We start from the raw sequence: 25,894 nt of genomic DNA, 5'->3' as shown, positions 1-25,894 counted from the left end.
ATTCCCCCACATTCCTGCCACAATCGCTGCGTTTCGCTCTCGTCTCGAAACGGAAAACGGGTATAACGGGGAAAAGATTTGGGAGATCCTCGTGCAGACTGCGATTGCGCCCATGACGCAACCGGGAAAATCCGGCCTTGGCCGCTGGTTGTCGGCCACAAGCCTTGTCGTCCTTGCCGCGGCCCTGGGGGCGGCGCCCGTGCAGGCCGATCCGCTGGTCGGCAAGACGCGCAACACCTTCGGGATGCCCGGCGTGCTCGACATGCCCTCGGCCGAGATGTTCCCCGATGGCGAATTGGGCATCGGTCTGACGGTGCTGGATGACGGCACCTCGCGCGCGACGCTGACCTTTCAGATCGCCCCCTCGCTGGTCGGCGCCTTCCGCTATTCGCGCGTGCCCGGGCTGATGCCGGTCAAGGGCGACGACGACAAGGAAACCGGCGCCTATACCGCGCTTTACGACCGCTCCTTCGACATCCGCTGGCAGATGCTGGAGGAGGGGCGCTATCGTCCCGCCGTCGCGGTGGGGATGAACGATTTCGTCGGCACCGGGGTCTATTCCTCGGAATATATCGTGGCCACGAAAAGCTTTGGCGACCGGCTGCGGGTCTCGGGCGGTCTGGGCTGGGGGCGGCTTGGCTCGCATGGCTCGATCGCCTCGATGGGAACGCGGCCCGAGTATGACTACGGCTCGACCGGCGGGCAGTTCAACGGCAAGAACTGGTTCCGCGGCGATGTCGCGCCCTTCTTCGGCCTGTCCTGGGCGATGACCGACCGGCTGACGCTGAAGGCGGAATATTCCTCGGACGCCTATGAAAAGGAAACCGCCGACAGCCCGCCCAATGGCGACTGGGAGCGGCGCAGCTCGGTCAATATCGGCGCCGATTACCAGCTTGGCGCCTTCACCCACATGCAGTTCTTCTACATGCATGGCGACAAGTTCGGCTTCCAGATCACCCGCGCGATCAACCCGCAGGAGCCGCCCTTCGCCTCCGGCATCGAGCGCGCGCCCCTGCCGGTGCAGCCGCGCCCGCCGGTGTCCGCCGACCGGTTGGGCTGGTCGGGCGCCTGGAGCCAGGACCCGACCGCGCAGCCCGCAATTCAGGGCGCGCTGGCGCAGGCGCTGGAAAAGGACGGGCAGGTGCTTGAATCGATGTCGCTTTCCGCGACAAGGGCCGAGCTGCGCATCCGCAACATGACCTATGGCGCGCAGCCGCAGGCGATCGGCCATGCCGCCCGCACCGCCACCCGCGCCCTGCCGCCCTCGGTCGAAACCATCACCATCACCTCGGTCGAACGCGGTCTGGCGATTTCCTCGGTCACCTTCCATCGCCGCGATCTGGAGCGGCTGGAAAACACCCGCGCGCTTGATATCCTGCCCTCGACCACGATCACCGCGGCTGACGCGCATGATCCGGCGCAGGTGCGCACCGCCGATCTTTACCCGCGCTTTCGCTGGGGGCTGATGCCCTATGCCGAGGCCTCGATCTTCGATCCCGACAATCCGCTGCGGGCCGATTTCGGCGCCCAGCTTTCGGCGAAATTCGAACTGGCGCCGGGGTTCGTGATGTCGGGCCTTGTCCGGCAGAAGGTCGCGGGCAACCTCGACAATTCCACCCGGGTCTCGGATTCGGAGGTGCAGCATGTGCGCTCGGATCTGGTCGAGTATCAGCGCGAGGGCGATCTGGCGCTGCAATATCTGACCGTCAGCCATTACGGCCAGCCGATGCCCAATGTCTTCTCGCGGGTGACGGTGGGCTATCTGGAACGGATGTATGGCGGCGTTTCCGGCGAGATGCTGTGGAAACCCGTCGACAGCCGTCTGGCGCTGGGGCTCGAGGCGAACTGGGTGAAGCAGCGCGACTTCGACCAGCATTTCGGCTTTCAGGACTATGACACCGCCACCGGCCATGTCTCGGCCTATTACGATTTCGGCCGCGGCTATGTCGGCGAACTGCATGTCGGCCGCTATCTGGCGCAGGACTGGGGCGGCACGATCGAGCTGGACCGCGAATTCGAGAACGGCTGGAAGGTCGGCGCCTTTGCGACGATCACCGACATGTCCTCGGAGGAATATGGCGAGGGCTCGTTCGACAAGGGCATCCGCCTGACCATTCCGGTCGCCTGGAGCACCGGCAAGCCCTCGGTCAACACGCTGAAGACGACGATCCGTCCGCTGCAACGCGATGGCGGCGCGCGGCTGGATATCGACGGGCGGCTGTTCGACACCGTCCACGGCGCGCAGACCGGCTCGCTTTACAACGAATGGGGGAGATTCTGGCGATGACGAACAGGCGTCGGGCCGTCATGGCCGCGCTGGCGCTCGTCGCCGGGCTTGCGGCTTGCGGTACGGATCAGACCCGGCTGGAAACCGGGCGCGAGGCGACGGCCGAGGTGAAGGCGCTGCTGCGCGGTCTGGTCCATCGCGGAGCGAAAGGCGCCGCCCCCGATCCGCAGCAGATCGCGCGCGAGGCGCTGGCGGCCAATCCGGGGCCGGTGATGCTGGTCTCGCTCGAGGCGACGAAATCCACCTCGGTCTTCGGGCTGCGCGGCGAGAACAACGGCATGCGGACCTGGCTCTCGCCCTCGGGGCAGGGGGTGATCACCCGCGGCGGCGTGCTGGCGGGCACCCGCGGCTTCGGCAACGATCTGATGTCGTCGGATATCGGTCCGCTGATCGGTGTGGTGCAGGGGCGGCGCACGACCGAGCTGAAGATCGAGCTGCGTTATCTGGACGGGCTGGGCAAAGAGCGGCCGTTGCCGCTTGCGTGCCGGACCGGCACTGCCGCGCCCACCGGCTATGATTTCGCCGGGATGCGCTTCGAGGGGACGCCGGTGGCCGTGCATTGCGAGGGCTACGGTTTCAAGTTCGACAACAGCTATATCGTCTCGGGGGCGGGGGTGGTGCTGTCCTCGCGGCAATGGATCGGGCCGCGGCTGGGCTATCTGACCCTGCAGTCCCTGCGCAACTGACACTCTGGCGATCGACATCAGAAAGGGGCGCTCCGCGGGGCGCCCCTTTCTGATCTGGTCTGTCTCATCTGATCTGCCTGCCGCGCCGGGACGGGCCTGCGCGGTTTGTCCGGCGCAAGAAGAAGGCCGGGAAGCTTGCGCTTCCCGGCCGTATCAGGCGAGCCTGATCGTCGAACTCAGTTCGACGAAGCGGCCACGGCCACGCCGACGAGCAGCAGGGCCGGGATCAGGATGCCGGCGTTCGACGACGAGGTGCCGGCGACGACCGGGGTCGATTCGACGACCGGAGCGGTGTAGCCGCCAGCGAAAGCGGTGGAAGCCGAGAGGCCGAGGGCCAGGGCGATGGTAGCGATCTTTTTCATGTCAATCTCCGTCATTGCTGTAGAGAGCCGCCAAGCCCGGCAGCATCATCGCGAGAAGAGCATATGAGCCGCTAAATGCAAAGGGGAATTCTTGACCGGTTCCATATGGGTCCCCCAAAGTGTTGCACTTTCGCACCCTGTTGCGGGCGATTGGATGCTGCGCGGCGGCATCGCGCCTGCAGCGTTCTGCAAAGGGTGCAAAAAGGCGCCGTTTTGCGGCCAGTTGCAAACTTTCGCCGCGGCGTGACAAGGGGCGGATTGACTTCGCGCTGCGGGGCATCGAATTTTGCCGGGTCACGACGAAAGGGCTTGCGATGAAGATTGCGATGATCGGCACCGGGTATGTCGGTTTGGTGTCCGGGGTCTGCTTTTCCGATTTCGGCCATGACGTGGTCTGCGTCGACAAGGATCCGGCGAAGATCGAGCGTTTGCTGCAGGGCGAGGTGCCGATTTACGAGCCCGGCCTGGAGGCGCTGATGGCCAAGAACGTCGCGGCGGGGCGGCTGTCCTTCACCGGCGATCTGGCGGCGGCGGTCGATGGCGCGGAGGCGGTCTTCATCGCGGTGGGCACGCCGACGCGGCGCGGCGACGGCCATGCCGATCTGCGCTATGTGATGGCCGCGGCCGAGGAAATCGCCGCCGCGCTGACCGGCTATGCCGTCGTGGTGACGAAATCGACCGTGCCTGTCGGCACCAACCGCGCGGTGAAACAGGTGATCCGCAAGGCCCGGCCGGAGGCGGAATTCGACGTCGCCTCGAACCCCGAGTTCCTGCGCGAGGGCGCGGCGATCGACGATTTCATGCGCCCCGACCGGGTGGTGGTGGGCGTCTCCTCGGAGCGGGCGAAAGAGGTGATGGGCGAGGTCTACCGGCCACTCTTCCTGCGCGAATTCCCGGTGCTTTACACCGATCTGGAAACCGCCGAGATGATCAAATACGCCGCCAACGCCTTCCTGGCGACGAAGATCACCTTCATCAACGAGATCGCGCGGCTGTGTGAAAAGGTCGGCGCCGATGTCAAAGAAGTGGCGCGCGGCATGGGGCTCGATGGCCGGATCGGCAACAAGTTCCTGCATGCCGGGCCGGGCTATGGCGGCTCGTGCTTCCCCAAGGACACCCAGGCGCTGGCGCGGATGGGGCAGGATCACGCCGTGCCGATGCAGATCACCGAGACGGTGATCAAGGTCAATGACGAGGTGAAGCGGCGGATGATCGACAAGATCGTCGATCTTTGCGACGGCTCGGTGAATGGCAAGACCATTACGGTGCTTGGGGTGACCTTCAAACCCAATACCGATGACATGCGCGACGCGCCGTCCCTGACCATCGTGCCCGCGCTGATCGGGGCGGGGGCCAAGGTGCGCGCCGTCGATCCGCAGGGCCTGCGCGAGGCGCAGCAGATGCTGCCCGGTGTGCATTGGATGGAGGATGCCTACAAGGCGGCGCAGAAGGCCGATTGCCTGGTGCTGCTGACCGAGTGGAACGAATTCCGCGCCCTTGATCTGAAGAAACTGGCGAAGAAGATGACCACGCCGCGGATGGCCGATCTGCGCAACATCTATTCCGCCAAGGACGCGAAAAAGGCGGGCTTCGAGGGCTATGTCAGCGTCGGCCGCTAGGGCAGGGGGCTAGCGCTTCTTCGGCCGCTTCACCCCGCCGCGCTGCCCCGGCCGCCCGGCGGTGGAGCGGCCCTTGGCCTGGGTCGCGGCCTCGACCGCCTCCTCGACCGCCGATTGCCGCGCCAGCGGATCATCCGAGACCGCAAGCTCGACCGCCTCGAGCCGTTTCACCTCGTCGCGCAGCCGGGCCGCCTCCTCGAACTCAAGATTCTCGGCCGCCTTGCGCATCTTCGTGCGCAAAGCCTCCAGATGTGCCGCCAGGTTCGAACCGACAGCCGGCCCCTCCACCTTGGCGGTGACGCGCGACATGTCGGTGTCGCCAGCCCACAGCCCGGCCAGAACATCATCGACATTCTTGCGCACGGTCTGCGGCGTGATCCCGTGTTCGAGGTTGTAGGCGATCTGCTTTTCACGCCGCCGGTTGGTCTCGTTCAAGGCGCGGCTCATCGAGCCGGTGATCCGGTCGGCATACATGATCACCCGCCCGTCGGCGTTCCGCGCCGCCCGGCCGATGGTCTGGATCAGCGAGGTTTCCGAGCGCAGGAACCCCTCCTTGTCGGCATCGAGAATGGCAACGAGCCCGCATTCGGGAATGTCGAGCCCCTCGCGCAGAAGGTTGATGCCGATCAGCACGTCAAAGGCGCCCAGCCGCAGATCACGCAGGATCTCGATCCGCTCGATCGTGTCGATGTCGGAATGCATGTAGCGCACCCGGATGCCCTGTTCGTGCAGATATTCGGTCAGATCCTCGGCCATGCGCTTGGTCAGCGTGGTCACCAGAACGCGCAGGCCGCGCGCCGCTACCTTGCGGATTTCATCCAGCAGATCATCGACTTGCGTCTCGACCGGGCGGATTTCGACCTCCGGATCCAAAAGCCCCGTCGGCCGGATCACCTGTTCGGTGAAGACGCCGCCGGTCTGTTCCAGCTCCCAGGGCGCGGGCGTGGCCGAGACGAAGACCGATTGCGGCCGCATCGCATCCCATTCCTCGAATTTCAGCGGCCGGTTGTCCATGCAGGAGGGCAGCCGGAAGCCGTGTTCGGCCAAGGTGAACTTGCGCCGGTAGTCGCCGCGATACATGCCGCCGATCTGCGGCACGGTCACATGCGATTCGTCGGCAAAGACGATGGCGGTGTCGGGGATGAATTCGAACAGCGTCGGCGGCGGCTCGCCCGGGGCGCGGCCGGTCAGATAGCGCGAATAATTCTCGATGCCGTTGCAGACCCCGGTCGCCTCGAGCATTTCCAGATCGAAATTGGTGCGCTGCTCCAGCCGTTGCGCCTCAAGCAGCTTGCCCTCGTCATGGAGCTGCTTGAGCCGCAAGGCCAGTTCCGTCCGGATCGATTTCGTCGCCTGCTGCAGGGTCGGGCGGGGGGTCACATAGTGGCTGTTCGCATAGATGCGGATCTGCTGGAAACTGTCGGTCTTGGCGCCGGTGAGCGGGTCGAATTCGGTGATCGCCTCCAGCTCCTCGCCGAAAAAGGAAAACCGCCAGCCGCGGTCCTCAAGGTGGGCGGGCCAGAGATCGATCGTGTCGCCCTTGACCCGGAACGATCCGCGCTGAAAGGCGGCATCGAGGCGTTTGTATTGCTGCGCCACCAGATCGGCCAGGAACTTGCGCTGGTCATACAGGCTGCCCACAGTCAGATCCTGGGTCATCGCCGAATAGGTCTCGACCGAGCCGATACCATAGATGCAGCTGACCGAGGCGACGATGATCACGTCATCGCGTTCCAGAAGCGCCCGGGTGGCCGAGTGGCGCATCCGGTCGATCTGTTCGTTGATCATCGATTCCTTCTCGATATAGGTGTCGGTGCGGGCGACATAGGCCTCGGGCTGGTAGTAATCGTAGTAGGACACGAAATATTCGACCGAGTTGTCGGGGAAGAAGCCCTTGAATTCGCCGTATAATTGCGCGGCCAGGGTCTTGTTGGGGGCCAAGATGATGGCCGGGCGCTGCGTCGCCTCGATCACCTTGGCCATCGTATAGGTCTTGCCGGTGCCGGTGGCGCCCAGAAGCACCTGATCGCGCTCGCCCGCCAGCACGGCTTTCGAGATCTCCGCAATCGCCGTCGGCTGATCGCCCGCGGGCGAGAAATCCGATTTCATCACGAATCGCTTGCCGCCTTCGAGCTTCGGACGGGTCAGAACCTCGGGGCGCGGGGTCGGGCGGTCGGTGTTGTTGTGGGGCATGGGGCCTCCTTGATCCGCCCCAATGTCGGTCCCTTTTCGTTCTCTTTCAAGGGATTGCTGCAGATGTTAAGCGAAGGTTAAGGTGAGGACGTATTTTTTCGATGCAAAACATGACCTTATGGATATTTAGCGCTTGCTTTTGATCGCGCGTGTTCGCATATTGTTCAGGCAAGCAGCGATTGGCTACCGGCCGGGGCACCACCCCCACCCCTCGCTCCCCAAGCCCGGCCGGTAGCACCCCTTCCCGCATTTTCCAAACCCCTGCCGGATCAGTCAACGCCGCGTCGCCTTCTGCACACCATTGTATGCAGAGCTTGAATTTTTCCGCGGATCGGCCTATGACTGGGGCAAGACAAAGGGGGATCCCATGCGCGCACGCATCTACCAACCGGCCCGCAACGCCATGCAATCCGGTCAGGCGAAAACGAAGCTCTGGTATCTTGATTTCCTGCAGGCCGATGCCCGCAATCTGGACCCGCTGATGGGCTGGACGGGCACGGACGACACCCAGGCGCAGGTGCGCCTGAAGTTCGACAGTCGCGCGGCGGCGGAGGCTTTCGCCAAGGCGCGGGGTCTGGACTACACGGTGACCGAGGGTCACAAGCGCAAGGTCAACATCCGTCCGATGGGCTACGGCGAGAATTTCGCGACGAACCGGCGGGCGAACTGGACGCATTGAGGGTGCAGAAAAGACTCGCGTTCTCACCCTATGGGCGCGAGTTTTCAGCGAGATCTACATATTGGGCGCCTGATGGGCGCCCTTTGCATATTTTGCGCGCGTATGGCGGATGCTTGGGCGGGCCCGGCGCGGCGGCGATCGACAGCGCGATGCGCGTCGGGCTGATCCGGCTCGGCAGTCGCGACCGGGGGGCGCGGGCGGGACCGGGGCCGAGATGCGCCGCCGCCGCCACATCCCGTTTCCGGACGCGCCCGCGGCGCTGATCAGCCCGGCATCCGCTGCGCCAGCGCCGCGGGCGCGGGGGCGACCGAGCGCACCCCCAGCTGCTGCAGCGATTCCTCGACCGCCACGACGACGCGGCTCATCATCTCGGGGTCGATCTGGCCGATGCAACCGATGCGGAAGCTCTCGACCAGGGTCAGCTTGCCCGGATAGATCAGGAAGCCGCGCGCCTTCATCGCCGCATAAAAGCGCGCGAAATCAAAGGCCGGATCGGCGGGCGACAGGAAGGTGACGATGATCGGCGACATCCAGGCCTCGGGCAGCAGCGTCTCGAAGCCAAGGCGCCGCATCCCCGCCACCAACCGGTCGCGATTGGCCGCATAACGCGCGCCGCGGGCCGCCACGCCGCCCTCGGCCGCGTGTTCGGCCAGCGCCTCAAGACAGGCCGCGACGACATGGGTGGGCGGCGTGAATCGCCATTGCCCGGTTGTCTCGAAACTGAGCCATTGCGCGTGCACATCCAGCGAAAGCGAGGGGCTGTTGCCCGCGCATTCGGCCAGCGCCCGGCGCCGCGCCAGCACGAAACCGAAGCCCGGCACCCCCTCCAGGCATTTGTTGGCCGAAGACACCAGCGCCTCGAACGGCAGCCACGCGGGGTCGATCGCGATCGCCCCAAAGGCCGACATGCTGTCGATCAGAAGCTTGCGCCCCGCCGCCGCTGTCGCCGCAGCAATCTCGGCCAGCGGGTTGAGGATGCCCGAGGAGGTCTCGCAATGGATCGCCAGAACATGGGTGATCTCGGGGTCGGCGGCCAGCGCGGCGGCGACGTCCTCGCCCCGCGGCGGCAGGAAATCGCCCATGTCGATCAGCGTGAAGGGCAGGCCGATCACGTCAAGCGTCCGCGCCGCCCGCTGCCCGTAGGCGCCATTGGCCAGCACCAGAACCTTGCCATGCCAGGGCACGAAACTGCCCAGCATCGCCTCGACCAGATAGCTGCCCGAGCCCTGCATCGGCACGCAGTCATATGCCTCGCGGCCCGCGCCCAGCAGGGCCACCAGATCGGCGCGCAGCTGCCGCGTCATGGCGCGGAAATCGTCATCCCAGCTGCCCCAGTCCCGCAGCATCGCCGCCCGGACGGCGCGCGAGGTGGTCAGCGGGCCGGGGGTCAGCAGGATCGGCTCGACGGGGGGAATGTCTTTCATGCGCTCTCTCGGGTTTCGAAGGTCTGGATCAGCGAGGGCAGATCGGCCACGGTATCAATCACATGCATGGCGCCCGCGGCCTTCAGCGCCGCCCTTGCGCGGCGCCGGATCTCGTTGCGCCGCGCTTCGGAAAGGGCCGCCATCTCCCGCGCCGTCAGCCCGGCATGATTGCCCGAAAGCGTCACCGCGACGGTGATGCAGCCCGCCGCCACCCCCTCGGCGATGCCGGGCTCGGTGTCATCCACCTTGATCACCATGCGTGGCGGATGCACCGCCAGATCGGTGAAGCACTTGTACATCATCAGCGGGCCCGGCCGCCCCTCGGGCAGGTCATCGGCGCAGACCAGCGTGTCGGGCACATAGCCCTGCGCTGCGGCCACCGGGCTGACCTGCTCCATGATCGCGCGGGTGTAGCCGGTGGTGGAGCCGATCTTGATGCCGCGACCGCGCAGCCAGTCGACCGTCTCCAGCGCCCCGGGCACCAGCGTCGCGTGCCGGGCCGCCACCGCCGCAGTCATCGGCACGAAGACATCGTGCAGCCGCTGCACCGCCGCCGCGTCGGGGGCCGCGCCCTGCGCCTCCTGCCAGCGCGCGGCGATATGCGGCTCGGCCAGCATCGCGGCGATATGGTCGCATTTGCGCAGCCCCATCGGCTTGCGCGCATCGGTGACGCTGATGGCGACCCCGAATTCGGCGAAGGCCTGAACGAAAGCCCCCATCGGCGCCAAAGAGCCGAAATCGACCATCGTTCCGGCCCAGTCGAAGACGACTGCCTTGATCTTGCTCATCCTGTCTCCGTTCGCTTCGCCGTTGTCAGGCCAAGGGGGACATCGCTTTGTTGCAGCCAGATGACGGAAGGGCGCGGCGCATGCGCGCAGGCCAGCCCCGGGCTGTCATGCGGGCGTCATGTGTGCGTCATCCAAGTGTCATGAAAACGTTACATTAATCCCGTTGCGGCGGCTGCGGGTGTCGATACATTGTCGTTGCATTTGAGGAGGCCGCGATGGGCAAGACCAAGGAAAAGAAAAAGGAAAGCCAATTGGTGATCCGGGTCGAGAAGGCGGAGAAGGCCGCCTTCCTTGGCTTGTGCGCAGCGCTTGACACCAGCGCCGGGCGCGAGCTGCGCCGCTTCATGCGCGCCTTCGTCGCGGCGAAATCCGCCGAGGTCGGGGCCGGAACGGACAGTGGCGCCGCGCCGAAGAAACGCAAGGCGAAAAAGGCCCAGCCAGTCGAGGCCGCTGTCGAAGCCGCCGTCGAAACCGGCGGCGAAACCGGCGGCGAAACCGCGGTCGGGGCGGTTGCGCAGCCCCTGGCCGAGCCCGTCGCGGCGGTGTCGCCCGAAACGACGCCTGCCGCCGCCGCGGCGCAGGCCCCGGCAAGCGCGGACCCGGCGCCTGCGCCCGCGCGCCCGGGCAAGCGGGCCGGGAAAGCCGCCGCCGCCGTCTGAGCGGTCCCGAAATGCGTGCCGATTTTGCATCCGCAGGGGGATTGCGGAAAGGATCGGCACGTTTTCGATCCCGGCCCTGTCTTTTGGACGGGTGGGCAATCTGTCGCAGATGATCTGAAATTCTCATTCTGGACAGGATGTTGGCCATCGCCTTAGGCTCCGTTCGCGGGGGAGCGAAACGGTTCAGTTCAGGTGATGGGGTGCAGATGAAGAAACCAAGGCCCGCGGTTGCCGAGCTTGTCGCGCGCTTTGCGCGGATCGCGAAACTCGACATGAACAGGGCGATCGGCGAGGATGCGGTGGGCATGCTCGTGCGGCTCAAGGACGAGACCGGGGCGCTGGACGAGACCGAATGCGTGATCGTCGAACTCAAGCGCGACGGCCGGATTTCGGCGCGCAGGCTGGTCGAGCTGCTGCGCCGTCACCAACGGGAATGCCTGCACCGCCGCTAGCGCCGGACCGTCATGATTCTGTCCGGGTTGCGTGGCATTTTGCGCCCGACCTCGCGGCGCGGCGCCGTCGCGGTCGCCAACAGCATGCGGGCCGCAAGGCCCAGGGAACCGGACCATGATCGACACCTTCACCGCCCCCGGAAAATTCTGGCGCGGCAATCTGCACTGCCATTCCGACCGCTCCGACGGGGCGCTGCCGCCCGCGGAGGTCTGCCGCCGCTATGCCGCCGAGGGCTATGACTTTCTGGCGCTGACCGATCATTTCGTCGGCTGCTACGGCTATCCGATCACCGACACCGCGCCGTTTCGCAGCGCGGATTTCACCACGCTGCCCGGCGCCGAACTGCATTCCGGCGCGCTTGAAAACGGCGAGCTGTGGCACATTCTGGCGGTCGGCCTGCCCGCCGATTTCGCGCCCTCTCTCAGTCCCGATTTCACCCCGGTCGCGGGGCAGGAAACCGGGCCCGAGATCGCCGCGCGGGCGGTGGCGGCGGGGGCTTTCGTCGCGATCGCGCATCCGCATTGGTCGGGGCTGAGCCTGTCGGACGCCCGCAGCCTGACCGCCGCCCATGCGATCGAGATCTACAACCACGGCTGCGCCACCGGCGCCGATCGCGGCGATGGCGCGGCAATCGCCGATCTGCTGCTGACCGGGGGCCGCCGGCTGAACCTGATCGCCACCGACGACGCCCATTTCACCGAACCCGATCATTTCGGCGGCTGGGTGATGGTGAAGGCGCCCGAAAACACCCCCGAGGCGCTGCTGGCGGCGCTGAAGGCGGGGCATTTCTATGCCTCGCAGGGGCCCGAGCTGCGCGCGATCCGCTTTGACGGCACCGCGATCGAGGTGGAGAGCGGCGCCGTCGTCAGCGTGATCGTGCAGGGGCAGGCCTCGGCCGTGGTGGCGCGGCACGGCAGCGCGATGACGCGCACGCGGGTCTTGCTTGATGCCCGGCTGGCGGCCTCGCCGTGGTTGCGGGTGACGGTGGTGGATGCGGCGGGACGTCGCGCCTGGTCGAATCCGCTCTGGCGCTGAGCGGTGACGGGGCCGGGTTCATGGCTCGTTAAGCCGGACCGGCTATCGGTCGGGAAATCTTGCGAGAGAGACGGGATGCGGGACGAACTGCCGATATGGCTGCACAATTTCGACTCCGAGCAGTTTCTGAGGGATGTGAACCATCATCTGGTGGTTGCGCTGCAACCGATCGTCGAGGCAAACACCGGCGTCGTTGTCGCGCATGAGGCGCTGATGCGCGGCTTCGACGATCTGGGCTTTCCCGATCCGGGCGCGCTTCTTGATGGCGCCGCCGCGCGCAAGCGGCTGTTCGAGGTGGATTGCTGCGTGATCGCGAAGGCGATTGCCGCGCGGGCGCGGTTTCCGAAGGCCGAAGGCGGCGCTCTGTTTCTCAATCTCGACGGGCGCAATCTGCAGCACTGGCGGGCCCTGCGCACCTTTCTGGAACTGCGCTGCGAGCAGCTTGGCCTGTCTGCGCAGGATCTGTGCATCGAACTCTCCGAGGCACATCAACCGCTTGCGCCCGAGGCCTTCGAAGAGGCGGTGCGCGGTCTGCGCGCCGCCGGGCTCCAGATCGCCATCGACGATTTCGGCACCGGCGTCTCGGGGATGCAGATGCTTTATCAGGCGGCGCCCGATTTTATCAAGATCGACAAGTTCTTCATCAAATCGATGCCGAGCGATGCGAAAAAGCGGTTGCTGGTCGGCTCGATCGTCGATCTGGCGCATACGCTGGGCAGCCGGGTGATCGCCGAGGGGGTCGAGACGGTCGAGCAGCTGATCTGTTGCCGCGAAGCCAATTGCGATCTCATTCAGGGCTATCTGATCGCGCGTCCGGCCACCGATCCGAGCGAGCTTGCAACGGGCTATGCCGAGCGGGTGCATGCCGGTGCCGCGGCCGCCGAAAGCGGCGAGAGCCTGATGATCGAGAAGTTCATCGAGGAGGTGCCGACGCTGCAGGAAAACACGCCGCTTGCGGTGCTGTTCGACCAGCTGACGGTCAATCCCGGCCGCAACGTCTATCCGGTTCTGGATCGCGACGGCCTGCCCCGCGGCGCGGTCCGCGAAAGCGACGTCAAGCCGCTGCTGCATTCCCCCTTCGGGCGCGATCTGGCGCGCAACCGCTCGATCGGCATGACGATCGGCGATTTCGTCCGGCCGATCCCGACGCTGGAAAGCAGCACGCCGATCGCGCAGCGGCTGGAACTGATCGCTGATCATGCCGAGGACGGCGTCGTCGTCACCAAGGCGCTGCGCTATCTGGGCTACATGTCCTCGGGCAGCCTGCTCAAGCTTGCCAACGAGGTCCGGCTGCAGCAGGCGGCGGCGCAAAATCCGCTGACGCGGCTGCCGGGCAACAACGCGATTGCCGGGTTTCTGGAGGGATGTCTGACCGAGACCGCCGGGCCGCGACTGGTCGCCTATATCGACATCGATCATTTCAAGGCCTTCAACGACCGATACGGCTTCGAGATGGGGGATCGGGCGATCCTGATCCTGGCCTCGATCCTGAAATCGCTGGAACGCGATCACGCCGCCTTTGTCGGCCATATCGGCGGCGACGATTTCTTTCTGGGGGCCGAGGGCGCGGCCTGCGACGCGCTGGACAAGATCATGCAGACGATCGGGGCGCGGTTCCGCCATGTGGCCGAGAGCCTTTACAGCCCCGAAGACCGCGCCGCGGGCTTCATCGAGGCGCGCGCGCGTGACGGCACGCAGACCCGGTTCCCGCTGCTGTCCTGTACCGTCGCGGCCTTGCGGCTGGAACCGGGCTATCGGCCGCAGACGACGCTGGCGCTGACCACCCGGCTGACCGCGCTGAAATCGCTGGCGCGGCAGCAAAAGGCCAGCCTGCAGATGGAGGCCTGTGTCTGACGCCCCCCGGCGGTCCCGGGCTTAGGACAGCGGATCAGCCCCGGCGGCGATCCGGGACCGGGCGGCCGGATGCAACGCCGACGGCAGCCGCTTCCCGGTCAGCGTGTCGAACAGATGCCAGGCCGCCGGATCGGCGCCCAGATGCAGCCCCGCGGGCAGATCCGCCCCCGAGGGCAGGGACAGGCAAAGCGGCTGATCCTCGAGGAAGCCATGCACCAGCCGCGTGGCGCCCAGCTCCTCGATCCCGTCGAGGCGAAAGGGCAGCCCGCCCGCCGCGCGCAGCCGCAGATCCTCGGCCCGGATGCCCAGCGTGACCATGCGCGGGCCGCTGTCCACCGCGCCCAGATCGACGCCCGCCAGCATGAGCCGCCCCGCCTCGATCCGCGCATCCATCAGGTTCATCGCCGGTGCGCCGATGAAGGCCGCGACAAAGGTCGAGGCCGGGCGGTGATAGACCTCAAGCGGGCGGCCGACCTGCTCGATCTTGCCGCCGTTGAGCACCACCAGCCGGTCGGCCAAGGTCATCGCCTCCAGCTGGTCATGGGTGACATAAAGCGCGGTGGTGCCAAGGCGCTTTTGCAGCTTGCGGATTTCGCCGCGCATGGTGACGCGCAGTTTCGCATCAAGGTTCGAGAGCGGCTCGTCGAACAGGAACGCCGCGGGCTGGCGCGTGATGGCGCGGCCCATGGCGACGCGCTGGCGCTGCCCGCCCGAAAGCGCGCGCGGCTTGCGGTCGAGATGGGCCTGCAGCTCCAGCATCCGCGCCGCTTCCTCGACCCGGGCGGCGATCTCGGCCGCGGGGATGCGGCGGTTCCTCAGCCCCCAGGACATGTTTTCGCGCACCGTCATATGCGGATAAAGCGCGTAGTTCTGAAACACCATGGCGATGTCGCGCTCGGCCGGTTCCAGCCGGTTCACCACGCGATCGCCGATGGTCACCGTGCCGGTGCTGATCTCCTCCAGCCCCGCCACCATCCGCAAAAGCGTCGATTTTCCGCAGCCCGAGGGGCCGACCAGCACGATGAATTCGCCATCCGCCACGGCAAGCGACACGTCGCTGACCGCCGTCGTGCCGCCCGCATAGGTCTTGCCCAGGCTTTCAAGGGTAAGTGCCGCCATCATTTGTCGCTTTCGGTCAGGCCCTTGACGAAGAGGCGCTGGAACACGATCACCACCCCCAGAGGCGGCAGCATCGCCAGCACCGCAAGGGCGAAGGCTTCGTTGTAATCGGGGATCTGGCTGCCGACCCAGACCTGCAGGATCGTCTTGATCCCGCGCATCAGGGTGAAGAACCGCTCGTCGGTGGTCATCAGCATCGGCCAGAGATACTGGTTCCAGCCGTAAACGAACATGATGATGAAGATCGCCGCCATCATCGGCCGCGAGAGCGGCACGAGGATGCCCGCAAAGAACCGCCACGGCCCGGCGCCGTCGATCCGCGCGGCCTCCAGCAGTTCATCGGGGACGGATTTGAAGAACTGCCGGAAGTAGAAGGTGCCGGTGGCCGAAGCCAGAAGCGGCACGATCAGCCCCCAAGTGGTATTGAGCGCGCCAAGCTGGCTCATCACCTGATAAGAGGGCATGATCCGCACTTCGAGCGGCAGCAGCAGCGTGGTGAAGATCCCCCAGAAGATCGGCGTGGCAAAGCGGAAGCGGAAATAGACCAGCCCGTAGGCCGCCAGCATCGAGACGATCAGCTTGCCAAGCGCAAAGCCAAGGCCAAGGATCAGCGAATTCAGCGCCATCCTTGCTCCGGTCACCTCGCCGGTGAAGCCGCCCTTTTGTGTCAGCACCTTTTTGTAGGTGGCCAGGCCCTCGGTGCCGGGGGTCAGGTAAAGCCCGTTCATGTGGATGTCCGCCGCCGCATGGGTCGAGGACAGAAAGGCCATCAGCACCGGCGCCAGCAGAAAGGCCGCGCCCAGAAGCAGGATCAGATGGTCAAGGGGTCGGAACCGTCGCATGGATCACCCGTAATGCACGCGCCGCTCGATCAGGCGGAACTGCGCGAGGGTGAGGGTTGCGACGACCACCATCAGGATCACCGATTGCGCCGAGGAGCCGCCGATGTCGTTGCCCTTGAAGCCGTCCAGATAGACCTTGTAGACGAGCGTGATCGGGTTGTTGGCGGGCTTGTCCTTCACCATCACGTCGATGATCCCGAAAGTGTCGAACAGCGCATAGGTGATGTTGATCACCAGCAAAAAGAACGCGGTCGGCGCCAGAAGCGGCAGCGTGACATCGCGAAACTGCCGCCAGCGTGAGGTCGCGTCGATCCGCGCCGCCTCGCGCACCGCGGCCGGAACCGCCTGCAGCCCCGACAGGAAGAAGATGAAATTGTAGGGGATCTGCTTCCAGACCGCGACGGTGATCAGCGCGATGGCGGTGTCCCAGTAATCGATGCCGACCTTCAGATCCCAGCCGATCAGCGCGGCGGCGCGGGTGAAGGGGCCGATATGCATGTCGAACATCATCATGCCGATCAGCCCGACGACCGGCGGCGCGATGGCATAGACCGAGATCAGCGCCGTCTTGTAGGCGCCCGCGCCGCGCAAGACCGCATCGGCCTTGACGGCGAGCAAAAGCCCCAGCCCCAGCGCCAGCGCGGTGACGGTGGCGGCGAAAAACGCGGTGAAGCCCGCGATCTGGCGGTATTCCGCTGACCCCAGCGCCTCGCGGTAATTGTCGAGCCCGACGAAAGAGGCGCCAAAGCCGAACGGATCTTCAAGGTAAAAGGACGAGGTCACCGCCTGCACCGAGGGCCAGTAGAAAAAGATCGCCACGATCAGCAGTTGCGGCGCCACGAAAGCCCACGGCGTCCAGCGGTGGTCGAACTGCGCCTGTTTCGCGGGCGGCGCGGCAGTCTGGGGGGAAGCGGTCATGCGGCAGCTTTCATGGCGAAAAGACCCCGGGGCGTTCCCCCCGGGGCCCTGTCCTCGCGACAGATCAGTTCGCGGTCTTGGCGAATTTCGCCAACAGCGCATTCGCCTCGGTCTGGACGGTGGCCAGCGCCTCTTTCGGCGTCACCTCGCCCGAGAAGATGCGGTTGAACTCGCGTTCCTCGATCGTGCGGATCTGCGGGAAGAAGCCCATCCGGTAGCCCCGGGTCCAGTCCCCCGCGGGCAGCATCAGCTGCTTGATGCCGACCTCGGCCACGGGGTGGCTTTCATACCAGCCCTCGGATTTCGCCAGCTCATAAGCGGCGGTGGTGATCGGCACGTAGCCCGTCGCCTGATGGTAGAATTTCTGCACTTCGGGCTGGGTCAGGAAGCTGAAGAACTCGGCCGTGCAGGCGGTGTTTTCCGCCGGTTTGCCCGCCATCGCAAACAGCGCCGCGCCGCCGATGAAACTTTGCTTGCCCGCGCCCAGGCTTTGCCAATAGGGCAGGAAATCGGCGGAAAACGGCGCGGTGGCGGTTTTCGCAAGGCCGCCGAAACTGCCCGAAGAGCCGATCCAGAGCGCGGCCTTGCCTTCCTCGAAGGGTTTCTGGTTGTCCGCCCAGCCCGCGCCGTAAAAGCCGAAATAGCCCGCATCGGCCCAGGCCTTGAGCTTGTCGAACATCATCACGGTGTTGGCATCATTGACGATGATCTCGGTCCCCTCGGTCGCGTCATAGCCGTTGCCATTCGTCGCGAATTGCTGGTTGTTGCGCGATTTGAAATTCTCGACGAATTGCCAGGTCAGCTGCGAGGCGGTCAGCGGAATGTAGCCCGCCGCTTTCAGCTTCGGCGCGATCGCTTCGAACTCTTCCCAGGTCTTCGGCGCGCTCACACCGGCCTTGGCCAGCGCCGCGGTGTTGACATACATGATCGGCGCCGAGGAGTTGAACGGCATGCCGATGAACTTGCCCGAGGCATCGGCGTAAAAGCTGCGCACGCCCGGGATGAAAGCGTTGCGGTCAAAGGGCTTGCCCGCGCCGGTGATCAGATCCTCGGCCGGGATGGTCGCGCCCTTGGCGGCGATGATCGTGGCGGCGCCCGCGTCGAAGACCTGCAGGATGTCGGGCTGCTCGCCCGAGCGGAAGGCGGCGATGCCCGCGGCCAGCGCCTCTTCATAAGTGCCCTTCGAGAGCGGCGTCAGATGGCAGGCGGTCTGCGCCTCGTTGAATTTCTGCGCGACTTCGTTGATCACTTCGCCATTGCGCCCGCCCATGCCGTGCCACCAGGTGATGTCGGTCTGGGCAAGGGCCGTGGTCGCGCCAAGGGCGGTCAGCACGGTGACGAGAGAAGCGGTTCTGAACATGGCTCACTCCGGTTGCAGCGGTGCGCGGACCCTGCCTGTCGCCGGTGACACTTTGTTAACCGCCGCGTTACAGCTGTGCAAAATCACCGCCCGAGGGCGGCCCGGCGGGTGTTGCGGACCAAAGGCGCGGTAGAACCCGCCGGGGGCTTCGCCCTGACCCCCGGCGTCGTCGAGCCGGGAAGAAAGCGGATCAGTCCTCGAAATCGATCATGCGGCCAGGATCTTCGCCCGCGGCCTTGCGTGCGGCAAGCTTGCGGGCGAGGGTGCGGCGGTGCATGCCGAGGCGGCGGGCGGTTTCCGAGACGTTGAAGCCGGTCTCGGCCAGGGTGCGCTGGATCAGCTCCCATTCCTGCGCCTTCACGCCGACCTGCGGCGTCTCGATTTCCGGCATTGCCATGCCCGCGCGATGGGAAAAGGCGGCCTCGATCTCGCGGGCGGTGGCGGGTTTCGCCAGATATTGCGTCGCGCCAAGCTTGATCGCCTCGACCGCCGTCGCCACCGCGGCAAAGCCCGTCAGCACCACGATCGCGGGCGGCGGATCAAGCGCGGCCAGGGCCTTGACGACGCCCAGCCCCGAGCCCTCGGCCAGTTTCAGATCGACGATGGCATGGCTTGGCCGCAGGCGGCGGGCAAGGGTGATCGCCATGTCCTCGCGCGGGGCGGTGTGCACCGCATGGCCGCGCCGGGCGAAGGCGCTGGCGAGGGTTTCGGCCAGATGCGGGTCATCCTCGACGATCAGCAGGCGGCGGGGCTCAGTCATGCGGGGTCTCGGTGCTGATGGCGGGGGCGAGCAGCGGAAAGGCGATCCGCACCTCGGCGCCGGTGGCGGTGTTGCGCAGCTCCATCCGCCCGCCCAGACGGTCGATGGCATTGCGCGCCAGAAACAGCCCGAGGCCGCGCCCCGGTGCCCCCGATCCGGTCACGAAAGGCGCGGCCGGGCCGGTCAGGACGAAATCGGGAAAGCCCGGGCCGCGGTCGGTCAGGCGCAGGATCATCTGCGCCCCGCGGGTCGAGAGCTCTGCCGCGACGGTGCCCGGGGCGGCGCTTTCGGCATTGTCGAGCAGGTTGATCAGCGCCGCCTCCAGCACCGGGGCCGAGAGCATCCGCGCCCCGCGCAGGCTGGCGCTGGCCACCACCGGCACCCGCGACCGGCCCCGCGCGCCGCTCCAGAGCGCCAGGATGCGCCGGATCTCGGTTTCGGCGGGCACGGCGGCGGCGGCCTCCAGACGTTCCTGCCCCGCCGCCTGCAAGGTGCGCGAGACGATCGCCCGGCAGCGGTGCAGCTGCGCGATCATCCGCTCCAGCTCGGCTTTCGCCGCCGGGCCTTCGGGCGGGCCGACCTCGGCCCAGTCGTCCAGCGTGACCGCAAGCGTGGTCAGCGGCGTGCCCAGTTCATGCGCCATCCCCGAGGCCAAAAGGCCAAGCCCCGCCAGCTGATCGGCCTCGGCCTTGGCCTTGCGCAGGGCCTCGATCGCCTCCGCGCGCGCCGCCGCGGCCAGTCGCAAGCGCAGCACGAACCAGGCCATCAGCGTCGAGGTCAGTCCGAAGGCCGGCACGAGCGCGGTTCCCGGCCCGCCGGCGGGCGCGGGCACCAGCGTCACCAGCGCCCAGACCGAGAGGTTCGCCAGCAGATAGATCGGCAGCGCCGCCGCCGGGGTGCAAAGCGACAGCGCCAGCAGCACCGGCACCAGCAGCAGCACCACGAAGGGATTGGCCGCCCCGCCCGAAAGCGCGAGCAGCGCCGCCAGCGACAGCGTGTCGATGCCCAGCTGCGCCGCCAGCACGGCATCGGGCGGACGCCGGTCGCGACGCAGCGCCACCGCGATGATCAGGTTGAAGCCGACCAGCCCGGCGATGATCAGCGCCATCCGCTCCAGCGGCAGCGGCAGGCCCAGAACGCGGGCGGCAAAGAGCGTCGCGATGATCTGCGCCCCGATCGCCATCCAGCGGATCTGCACCAGGAGCAAGCCGGTGTCGCGCCGCGCGCGGCGCTCGGTTTCGGGGTCTTCGGCGGGCGGCATCGGTCCGTTCGGGGCAGGGGCGGTACGGGCGCCACCTTGCCCGCTTCGCCGCACCGGGGCAACCGCCCGGGTCGCGCCTTTTTGTCGGGGCGGTGAAAAAACTCGCAGGGTCATGTGCCCTCTTGGCCGCGGCCCTGCCTGCCTTTCGGTCCCGCGCCGGGCCTGCCGGTCCGGTTCGGGACCGGCAGGACGCGCGCTCAGGCCTGCGCCTGATCCTTCAGATGGATCTCGGCGATGGCCACGCCAAGCGAGCCCCAGCAGGACAGGAAGCTCAGCACGCCCAGGATCGCCGCCGGGATCATGTAGGTGCCCTTGTTGAGCGCCGGGATCGCCAGGAACCGCAAGGCCTGGCCGGGAACAAGGTTGAGAATGCCGCGGCTGAACGCCAGCTTGTTGCGCGTCGTCTGCTCCTGATTGGCGAAATTGACCGAGAGCATGATCAGATAGGCCACCCCCCAGGCGGTCTGGGTCAATTCGGCGGTGGTGATCTTCGCCTCGCCGGTGATCCAGGGCTGATAATGCAGCGCGATCCCGCGCCCCGGGCCGCACAGGATCTGGCAGATCCAGATCGTCACGCCGAAACCCGGATCGCCGGGCTGGCAGTTCGGCGCCCCGGCCAGCGGCGACAGCGCCCAGGGCATGGTGAAGAGCGTCGACAAAAGCCCCGCCGCCGCGGGCACGATCCCGGCCGGGCCAAGCCCCGCGCCCGAGGCATTCGCCATCGCCGAACTTGGATCGAGCAGCGAGCGGAACGCCATCACGACGCAATAGCCGGTCAGGAAATTCTCGCGCAACTCCGGCGTCCAGCCGTTCGCCTCGGCCGCCGTCAGCGCCTTGGCCCGGCTCATCCCCAGCCGGTCCTTCAGCATCTCGACGGTGAAGCTCGCCTTGAAGCTGGCCAGCTGCTCCGCCGTCCAGGGCGTCCGGCCCAGGATAAGCTTGCTGGTGATCGTCATCGGAATCGCCGCGATCCAGGCCACGACATCGATCGGTGTCAGCGTCAGCCGGTCGCCGGTGAACAGCTGGTAAAGCTGCGACAGGATCGGGATTTCCCATTCCTGAAACAGCGCCAGCTTGACCAGCCGGATCAGATCCTCGACCAGATCGAACAGCGTCAGCACGATGCCCTCGGCCGCATCGAGCGCGAACAGCGCCGCCGCCTCCAGCGCCTTCACCAGACCGCTCAGCAACAGCTGCGCCGCCCGCCCGGGCTCGTTTCCGATGTTGTTGAAATAGCCGAAGGCCTCGTCCAGCGCCTGCTTGCCGTCACCGAACTGGAAATTGTCGGAAAAGGATTTCATCCGCCCGAACAGATCCTGCAGCGGATCGGTCAGCGCGGTGGTGGCGCGCAAGATCGCGGCGCCGTCCGCCTTGACCGTCAGCCTGGTCTCGTTCTCGCGGAAGGCATTGAGAAAGATGTTGTGATCGGAGGCATGCTGTTCCGCTTCGCTCGGTTCCTCCTGTTCGAAATAGGCGCCCATCGTCGGGTCGCCCTCGCGGTTCAGGGTCAGGATCAGGTTGTTGACGATGCCGTCCAGCCCCGCCTTGAGAAAGTCGAACCCTTCCTCGACCCGGCCGCGCAGCGCATGGACCGCATCGGCGGTGAAATCGAGCGTTACCCCGACACTGTGCTTGATCCCCTCGGCCGTGCGGGCGAAGTCTTTGAAATCGAACAGGAAGGCCAGCCACTGAAAGAGCTGCTCCAGCTTCACCTTGAGCCAGTTCCAGACCCCTTCGATGAAATCGAGCGCCTGCTGGGCGAATTTGATCACCGCCTGAAAGACCTGGCCCGCGATCTTGAACAGCACATTCGCGATGCCGTCGATGATCGTGACGACGATCTTTTCCAGCCCGTTGATCAGCCATTCGACGCCGTCGCGGATGCCGCGCCAGACCGAGCCCCAGTCGATGCCGAGAAACGACCCCCCGGCGTCCAGCTGCGGCGCATGGGCGCTTCGGAAGGCGGCGATGTCGCTGCTGTCCAGGCTGCGATAGATCGGCACGCCAGAGCCGAAATCGATCTCCCAGGACACCGTGCCAAGCGACCGGAAATCCGCCTGCAGGCTGTGGCGCAGCGCATGGGGCGAGGCGAATTTGTACTGGATCGCCCGCGCGGTTTCATCCGCCTGCGCGATCCGCATCGACTGGCGGGTGACCTCGGCGATGCTTTCGGCCACCTTCTCGCGGTCCTTGGTGTCGGCGGGCAGCAGCAGCGCCCCGGCGCTGTCGGTGGCGTTCAGCACGTCGTCCCTGGTGGTCTGCGCCATCTTCGCCTGCAGCTGCGCATTCGGCTGCACGACGATCGGCTGGCCCGCGCCGGTGCTGGGCGTCGCGATCAGCAGCGTCGCCCCCGCCAGCGCATTGGCGCGCTGCAAGATGACCACCTTGCCCGTCGCGTCGGTGCGGAAGCTGACCGGATCGACAAGGCTCGAGCGATAGGCCTTGCCGTTCACCCAAAGCGTGCAGAGAAAGGCCGCGTTGACGCTGACGGGCGCATCATAGATCGGCGCCCCCTCGGCGTCGACGACGAAGATCTCGGTCGAATGGGTGGGCACGGAAACCAGCTTGTCCTCGGCCTTCGGCAGATCGAGCACCTCGGAGAACCATTGTTCGGTGTCGGGGGCCTGCCAGAACCGGAAGATCTGGTTCTCGTCGGTCACCGAATAGGCCTCGGAATAGCCGTTGGTATTGCGCCCGACGGCGACGATCCGGTTTTCCATGTCGCAGGCGATCGGAAAGATCACCCGCCAGCCCTGCAGCTTGCCCGCGCTGTTGGTGACCTGGCGCGTATAGGTCAGATCGCCCGCCTCGTTGAGCGCGAAAACCTCGATCAGCCCGTCGCGGCGCAGGTTCGCCGTCAACCGGCCCAGCCGGCCGCTCTGGCCCGGATCGACCTGCACCCAATCGTCGAACTGGATGCCCGCGGTCGAATGCTTGCGCTGCTTCTTCACCCACAAAAGGCCGCTGTCGCGCTCCACCGCGAGGATGTTCAGCAGATTTTCGGAATCGGCGATCGCCGCGATATGCGAGGCCTTCTTGTTGAGCTTGCGCAGCCGCGAGGTGCGGAAACTGTCCTCGGCGAAGAGCACCTCGTCATCCATGCCGATCGCGAACAGCGCCGATTGCACCGGGTTGTTGGCGGCCATCGCCATGTCCTTGATCACCGCATCCTTGCCGTCCGGGCCGATCACCGGCGCCCAGACCGGCCCGCCCCATTTGTCGGTCTGCGGCTCGTAGTAATTCGTGCACAGCCGCCCGTCGGAAAGCCGCACGTTGATGTAGATCCGCCCGGTCACGCCGCGCACGCCCAGAAAATGGCGGATCACCTCGTCTTGCGGGCCGGTGTTGCGCTGCCCGTAGCCGCCGGATTGATAGGTGGCGAGCGTCAGCTTGCTTTCGCTGTTGAGCCCGAAGATCGACGGCGTGTCGGAGCGCCCGCCCGCGGCGTCGAAAAAGTAAAGCTGGCTGGCGCGGATCCCCAGATCGGCTTCCTCATAGGGGGCGAGCGTCGCATCGGTGCGCCGATAGCGATAGACCCGGCCGGTGGTGCCGACGCTGTAGATGTCGAGCATCCCGGCGGTGTTCAGATAGGTCTGGATCTCGGTGCCCGAGGAGACCGGCTGCAACGGCAGGAAGGTTTCCATGTAATTCGTGCTGACCCGCAGCGCCGGGGTGGCGCCGACCGGGGCGGCCTCAAGCGCCGCAGAGGAAAAGAACGTCATGCTGGTCTCCCTTGTTTGAAAGCGCAGGCGTCTGTTTGAAAGCGCAGGCACTGGCGTGGGGCAGGCGGGGCGCGGGACCGAGGCGGCGAGTGCGTTGCAGCACCGGCGCGCGCCAGACCGGCCGTCCGTGGTCGTTGCAGTAAAGCGGCTTGTCGAGCGCCAGCGCCCGGCTTCCCAGCAGGGGCGCCAGCCAGGCCAGCACCGGAACCAGCATCGGGGCAAGCGTCCCGTCGTCCAGCGCGGCGGCACGGCGGACGGCGAACCACAGTTCGGTCACATCGGCATAATAGGGCGCCAGCCGACGGCCGAAACCCGCCGGATCAAAGCCGCCCGCCGCGGCCGCGGCCAGCGAGGCGGCAGCGCCCTGCGCCACCGGATGCGCCGCAAGGCCCAGACGGCAGGCCAGCGCCAGCACATTGGCATTCACCGCCAGATCGACCGGATTGTCGCGGCCGCGCTCGATCAGCCAGGTCCGCACCGCGCCGCGGCGCACCCAGGGCGGGGCGCCGCCCGGCACCAGCAAACAGGCGGCAGGCGTGATCCGCGCCTCGAATGCCGCCCGCGCCTGATCGGTGCCGCGCCGCCCGCCGTGCAGCAGCGCCAGCCAGGCCAGCGCCGTGTCATCGGCATCGGGCGGCAGGCCGCGCACCAGCATCGGCCCATTGCCCCGCGGCGGATAAAAGGCGAAGGCCCCGGGATGGCGCGGATCCTCGCAGGTCTCGATGAAATCGAGCGCGCGTTCGAGCGCCGGGCGATGCGCCGCGGGGTCAAGGCACAGCGCGACGCTGGCGGTGACGAAACAGGTTCCGTCCTCGATCCCCGCCACCTCCGAGGGGAAAGCGCCGCGCGCCGTCTGGCGGATCAGCACCGCGCGCATGATCGCCAGGCTTCGCATCGCGTCGCGCAGGTGACCGAGAGCGCCAGCCCCGACCGGGCCAGCGTCAGCCCGACCAGCCCGTGCCAGGGGATGCGGTCCGCGGCCGGGGCGCTCAGCGCGCGGTAGCGCGGCATCGCCCAGCCGCGGCGCTGGCCGAAGGCCAGAAGGCTCTCGCGCGCCCGGGCCGCCGGACCGAGCAGCGCATCGCAATGCACATACCAGGTCAGTGCCTCGGCGGATCCGTCGCTGCCCCAGGAAATGCTGAGCCCCTGATCCTGCGTCGGCAGCACCGGACGCAGGCTTTGATCGCGCAGATCGGTCAGCAGCCGCAAGGCCTCAGGCGCCAGCGGCGGCAAGTCCAGATCGGCCAGCAGCAGTGCCAGACCGTCGCGCGCCAGCGGCGCGATCGCGGCATAGATCTCGACCTCGCCCCGCACCGGATCGAGCCCGAGCAGCACGGGGGTGAGCGCGCGGACCGCCGGCAGGCGGCGGGACAGGGGGGCAAAGGGCAGTGCCGTCAGCGTTTCGGGGGCGCCGGGCAGTTCCAGATAAAGCTTGCGCCGCAGGCCCGTGCCGCCGGGGCGCAACCCGATCCAGCCGCCGAACCGCGCGCCCCGCGCCTGCTGGGCGGCCACGACAGCCGCGCGCAGGGCGCGCTGCCCGGGCGAAAGGCCCTGCACCGCCGCGACCGCGCGCGCCCGCCGCTCGGCGCCCGAGGCTCCGGGGGCCGGATCCAGCGTGGCGCGGACCTGCTCTGCGCCCGCGGCGGACCAGAGCGCCTGGAACTCCACCGGATCGCCGATCGCCGAGAGGTTGCTGTCCTGCGCCTCGGGGTCGGCGCAAAGCCCGCGCAGCTCCCGGTGCCATCGCTCGGCCGGAACATCGGCCCCGCCCGCCGCCCGACAGGCCCGCAAGAGCGCATCGGAAGGGTCGGGGGCGGGGAGAGGCGCGGCACTGCCGACCGCTGCGGCACGGCTCAGAACCGGGTCCATCGCG

21 protein-coding genes are annotated in these 25,894 nt (G+C 66.9%); 8 read left to right on the top strand and 13 right to left on the bottom strand.

What is annotated here, in order from left to right; all coding sequences use genetic code 11:
* Positions 1–91 precede the first annotated feature (91 nt).
* Together LY44_RS15470 and LY44_RS15465 are read left to right on the top strand one after the other, a co-directional pair.
* Entirely contained in the window at positions 92–2,287 is a 2,196-nt protein-coding gene (locus LY44_RS15470; RefSeq protein ID WP_223230680.1) for a YjbH domain-containing protein, read from the top strand.
* A complete protein-coding gene (locus LY44_RS15465; protein ID WP_160320019.1) occupies positions 2,284–2,973 on the top strand; it encodes a YjbF family lipoprotein in 690 nt (229 codons plus the stop codon). The genes LY44_RS15470 and LY44_RS15465 overlap by 4 nt, the downstream gene beginning before the upstream one ends.
* 176 nt (positions 2,974–3,149) lie before the next feature.
* Here the strand turns inward: LY44_RS15465 and LY44_RS15460 are convergent, their stop codons facing one another.
* Complete coding sequence (locus tag LY44_RS15460) at positions 3,150–3,335, bottom strand: hypothetical protein (RefSeq protein WP_013067107.1); 186 nt, start codon at positions 3,333–3,335, stop codon at positions 3,150–3,152.
* A gap of 314 nt (positions 3,336–3,649) precedes the next feature.
* Here LY44_RS15460 and LY44_RS15455 point away from each other — a divergent pair, with 314 nt between their 5' ends.
* Positions 3,650–4,954 (top strand): UDP-glucose dehydrogenase family protein, encoded by a 1,305-nt coding sequence (locus tag LY44_RS15455; protein WP_055213164.1) that lies wholly within the window; start codon positions 3,650–3,652, stop codon positions 4,952–4,954.
* Positions 4,955–4,963: 9 nt separating this feature from the next.
* On the opposite strand, the gene uvrB is transcribed toward LY44_RS15455, so the two are convergent.
* Complete coding sequence (gene uvrB / locus LY44_RS15450) at positions 4,964–7,147, bottom strand: excinuclease ABC subunit UvrB (RefSeq protein WP_055213105.1); 2,184 nt, start codon at positions 7,145–7,147, stop codon at positions 4,964–4,966.
* Between the two features lie 367 nt (positions 7,148–7,514).
* On the opposite strand from uvrB, the gene LY44_RS15445 reads away from it, so the two are divergent.
* A complete protein-coding gene (locus LY44_RS15445; protein ID WP_055213166.1) occupies positions 7,515–7,826 on the top strand; it encodes an ETC complex I subunit in 312 nt (103 codons plus the stop codon).
* A gap of 263 nt (positions 7,827–8,089) precedes the next feature.
* Here the strand turns inward: LY44_RS15445 and LY44_RS15440 are convergent, their stop codons facing one another.
* Together LY44_RS15440 and phnX are read right to left on the bottom strand one after the other, a co-directional pair.
* Positions 8,090–9,250: a 2-aminoethylphosphonate--pyruvate transaminase gene (locus LY44_RS15440; protein WP_055213107.1), complete on the bottom strand. Its 1,161-nt coding sequence runs from the start codon at positions 9,248–9,250 to the stop codon at positions 8,090–8,092.
* On the bottom strand, positions 9,247–10,038 hold the full coding sequence (gene phnX / locus LY44_RS15435; RefSeq protein ID WP_055213108.1) for a phosphonoacetaldehyde hydrolase: 792 nt from the start codon (positions 10,036–10,038) through the stop codon (positions 9,247–9,249). Before phnX ends, LY44_RS15440 begins: the two co-directional genes overlap by 4 nt.
* A 215-nt stretch (positions 10,039–10,253) precedes the next feature.
* Here phnX and LY44_RS15430 point away from each other — a divergent pair, with 215 nt between their 5' ends.
* From LY44_RS15430 to LY44_RS15415, 4 genes are all read left to right on the top strand, one after another.
* On the top strand, positions 10,254–10,697 hold the full coding sequence (locus LY44_RS15430; protein ID WP_055213110.1) for a hypothetical protein: 444 nt from the start codon (positions 10,254–10,256) through the stop codon (positions 10,695–10,697).
* Positions 10,698–10,903: 206 nt separating this feature from the next.
* On the top strand, positions 10,904–11,149 hold the full coding sequence (locus LY44_RS15425; RefSeq protein ID WP_055213112.1) for a hypothetical protein: 246 nt from the start codon (positions 10,904–10,906) through the stop codon (positions 11,147–11,149).
* A gap of 115 nt (positions 11,150–11,264) precedes the next feature.
* Positions 11,265–12,185: a CehA/McbA family metallohydrolase gene (locus tag LY44_RS15420; protein ID WP_055213113.1), complete on the top strand. Its 921-nt coding sequence runs from the start codon at positions 11,265–11,267 to the stop codon at positions 12,183–12,185.
* A 75-nt stretch (positions 12,186–12,260) separates the two neighbouring features.
* A complete protein-coding gene (locus LY44_RS15415) occupies positions 12,261–14,039 on the top strand; it encodes an EAL domain-containing protein (protein ID WP_055213115.1) in 1,779 nt (592 codons plus the stop codon).
* 21 nt (positions 14,040–14,060) lie between these two features.
* On the opposite strand, the gene ugpC is transcribed toward LY44_RS15415, so the two are convergent.
* The 9 genes from ugpC to LY44_RS15375 all read right to left on the bottom strand — a co-directional run bounded on the left by ugpC (position 14,061) and on the right by LY44_RS15375 (position 25,890).
* Positions 14,061–15,158 (bottom strand): sn-glycerol-3-phosphate ABC transporter ATP-binding protein UgpC, encoded by a 1,098-nt coding sequence (ugpC, locus tag LY44_RS15410; RefSeq protein WP_055213168.1) that lies wholly within the window; start codon positions 15,156–15,158, stop codon positions 14,061–14,063.
* Positions 15,158–16,000 (bottom strand): ABC transporter permease subunit, encoded by an 843-nt coding sequence (locus LY44_RS15405; protein ID WP_055213116.1) that lies wholly within the window; start codon positions 15,998–16,000, stop codon positions 15,158–15,160. Before LY44_RS15405 ends, ugpC begins: the two co-directional genes overlap by 1 nt.
* Positions 16,001–16,003: 3 nt before the next feature.
* Positions 16,004–16,918, bottom strand: coding sequence for a carbohydrate ABC transporter permease (locus LY44_RS15400; protein ID WP_055213117.1), 915 nt, complete (start codon positions 16,916–16,918; stop codon positions 16,004–16,006).
* Positions 16,919–16,982: 64 nt separating this feature from the next.
* A complete protein-coding gene (locus tag LY44_RS15395; protein ID WP_055213119.1) occupies positions 16,983–18,278 on the bottom strand; it encodes an extracellular solute-binding protein in 1,296 nt (431 codons plus the stop codon).
* 190 nt (positions 18,279–18,468) lie between these two features.
* Positions 18,469–19,038 (bottom strand): response regulator transcription factor, encoded by a 570-nt coding sequence (locus tag LY44_RS15390; protein WP_055213120.1) that lies wholly within the window; start codon positions 19,036–19,038, stop codon positions 18,469–18,471.
* Positions 19,031–20,299, bottom strand: coding sequence for a sensor histidine kinase (locus tag LY44_RS18045; RefSeq protein WP_055213121.1), 1,269 nt, complete (start codon positions 20,297–20,299; stop codon positions 19,031–19,033). Before LY44_RS18045 ends, LY44_RS15390 begins: the two co-directional genes overlap by 8 nt.
* Positions 20,300–20,496: 197 nt before the next feature.
* Complete coding sequence (locus LY44_RS18040; RefSeq protein WP_055213123.1) at positions 20,497–24,021, bottom strand: hypothetical protein; 3,525 nt, start codon at positions 24,019–24,021, stop codon at positions 20,497–20,499.
* Positions 23,993–24,916: a prenyltransferase/squalene oxidase repeat-containing protein gene (locus LY44_RS15380; protein WP_146707265.1), complete on the bottom strand. Its 924-nt coding sequence runs from the start codon at positions 24,914–24,916 to the stop codon at positions 23,993–23,995. The genes LY44_RS18040 and LY44_RS15380 overlap by 29 nt, the downstream gene beginning before the upstream one ends.
* The gene (locus tag LY44_RS15375; protein WP_146707264.1) at positions 24,883–25,890 is read right to left on the bottom strand and encodes a hypothetical protein; all 1,008 of its coding nucleotides are present in this window, start codon (positions 25,888–25,890) and stop codon (positions 24,883–24,885) included. The genes LY44_RS15380 and LY44_RS15375 overlap by 34 nt, the downstream gene beginning before the upstream one ends.
* Positions 25,891–25,894: the final 4 nt, after the last annotated feature.

Source organism: Rhodobacter capsulatus, from assembly GCF_003254295.1.
Taxonomy (GTDB): Bacteria; Pseudomonadota; Alphaproteobacteria; order Rhodobacterales; family Rhodobacteraceae; genus Rhodobacter; species Rhodobacter capsulatus.
Note: the sequence above shows the minus strand (reverse complement) of the source record. Positions and strands in the feature narration are given on the sequence as shown.

Coding starts and splice junctions, on each gene's coding strand:
- LY44_RS15395 (WP_055213119.1), bottom strand. CDS start 18,278: ATGTTCAGAACCGCTTCTCTCGTCACCGTGCTGACCGCCCTTGGCGCG.
- LY44_RS15465 (WP_160320019.1), top strand. CDS start 2,284: ATGACGAACAGGCGTCGGGCCGTCATGGCCGCGCTGGCGCTCGTCGCC.
- LY44_RS15455 (WP_055213164.1), top strand. CDS start 3,650: ATGAAGATTGCGATGATCGGCACCGGGTATGTCGGTTTGGTGTCCGGG.
- LY44_RS15425 (WP_055213112.1), top strand. CDS start 10,904: ATGAAGAAACCAAGGCCCGCGGTTGCCGAGCTTGTCGCGCGCTTTGCG.
- LY44_RS15430 (WP_055213110.1), top strand. CDS start 10,254: ATGGGCAAGACCAAGGAAAAGAAAAAGGAAAGCCAATTGGTGATCCGG.
- LY44_RS15460 (WP_013067107.1), bottom strand. CDS start 3,335: ATGAAAAAGATCGCTACCATCGCCCTGGCCCTCGGCCTCTCGGCTTCC.
- ugpC (WP_055213168.1), bottom strand. CDS start 15,158: ATGGCGGCACTTACCCTTGAAAGCCTGGGCAAGACCTATGCGGGCGGC.
- uvrB (WP_055213105.1), bottom strand. CDS start 7,147: ATGCCCCACAACAACACCGACCGCCCGACCCCGCGCCCCGAGGTTCTG.
- LY44_RS15400 (WP_055213117.1), bottom strand. CDS start 16,918: ATGACCGCTTCCCCCCAGACTGCCGCGCCGCCCGCGAAACAGGCGCAG.
- LY44_RS15380 (WP_146707265.1), bottom strand. CDS start 24,916: ATGCGAAGCCTGGCGATCATGCGCGCGGTGCTGATCCGCCAGACGGCG.
- LY44_RS15440 (WP_055213107.1), bottom strand. CDS start 9,250: ATGAAAGACATTCCCCCCGTCGAGCCGATCCTGCTGACCCCCGGCCCG.
- LY44_RS15405 (WP_055213116.1), bottom strand. CDS start 16,000: ATGCGACGGTTCCGACCCCTTGACCATCTGATCCTGCTTCTGGGCGCG.
- LY44_RS15445 (WP_055213166.1), top strand. CDS start 7,515: ATGCGCGCACGCATCTACCAACCGGCCCGCAACGCCATGCAATCCGGT.
- LY44_RS15415 (WP_055213115.1), top strand. CDS start 12,261: ATGCGGGACGAACTGCCGATATGGCTGCACAATTTCGACTCCGAGCAG.
- LY44_RS15390 (WP_055213120.1), bottom strand. CDS start 19,038: ATGACTGAGCCCCGCCGCCTGCTGATCGTCGAGGATGACCCGCATCTG.
- LY44_RS15375 (WP_146707264.1), bottom strand. CDS start 25,890: ATGGACCCGGTTCTGAGCCGTGCCGCAGCGGTCGGCAGTGCCGCGCCT.
- LY44_RS15420 (WP_055213113.1), top strand. CDS start 11,265: ATGATCGACACCTTCACCGCCCCCGGAAAATTCTGGCGCGGCAATCTG.
- LY44_RS18040 (WP_055213123.1), bottom strand. CDS start 24,021: ATGACGTTCTTTTCCTCTGCGGCGCTTGAGGCCGCCCCGGTCGGCGCC.
- LY44_RS18045 (WP_055213121.1), bottom strand. CDS start 20,299: ATGCCGCCCGCCGAAGACCCCGAAACCGAGCGCCGCGCGCGGCGCGAC.
- phnX (WP_055213108.1), bottom strand. CDS start 10,038: ATGAGCAAGATCAAGGCAGTCGTCTTCGACTGGGCCGGAACGATGGTC.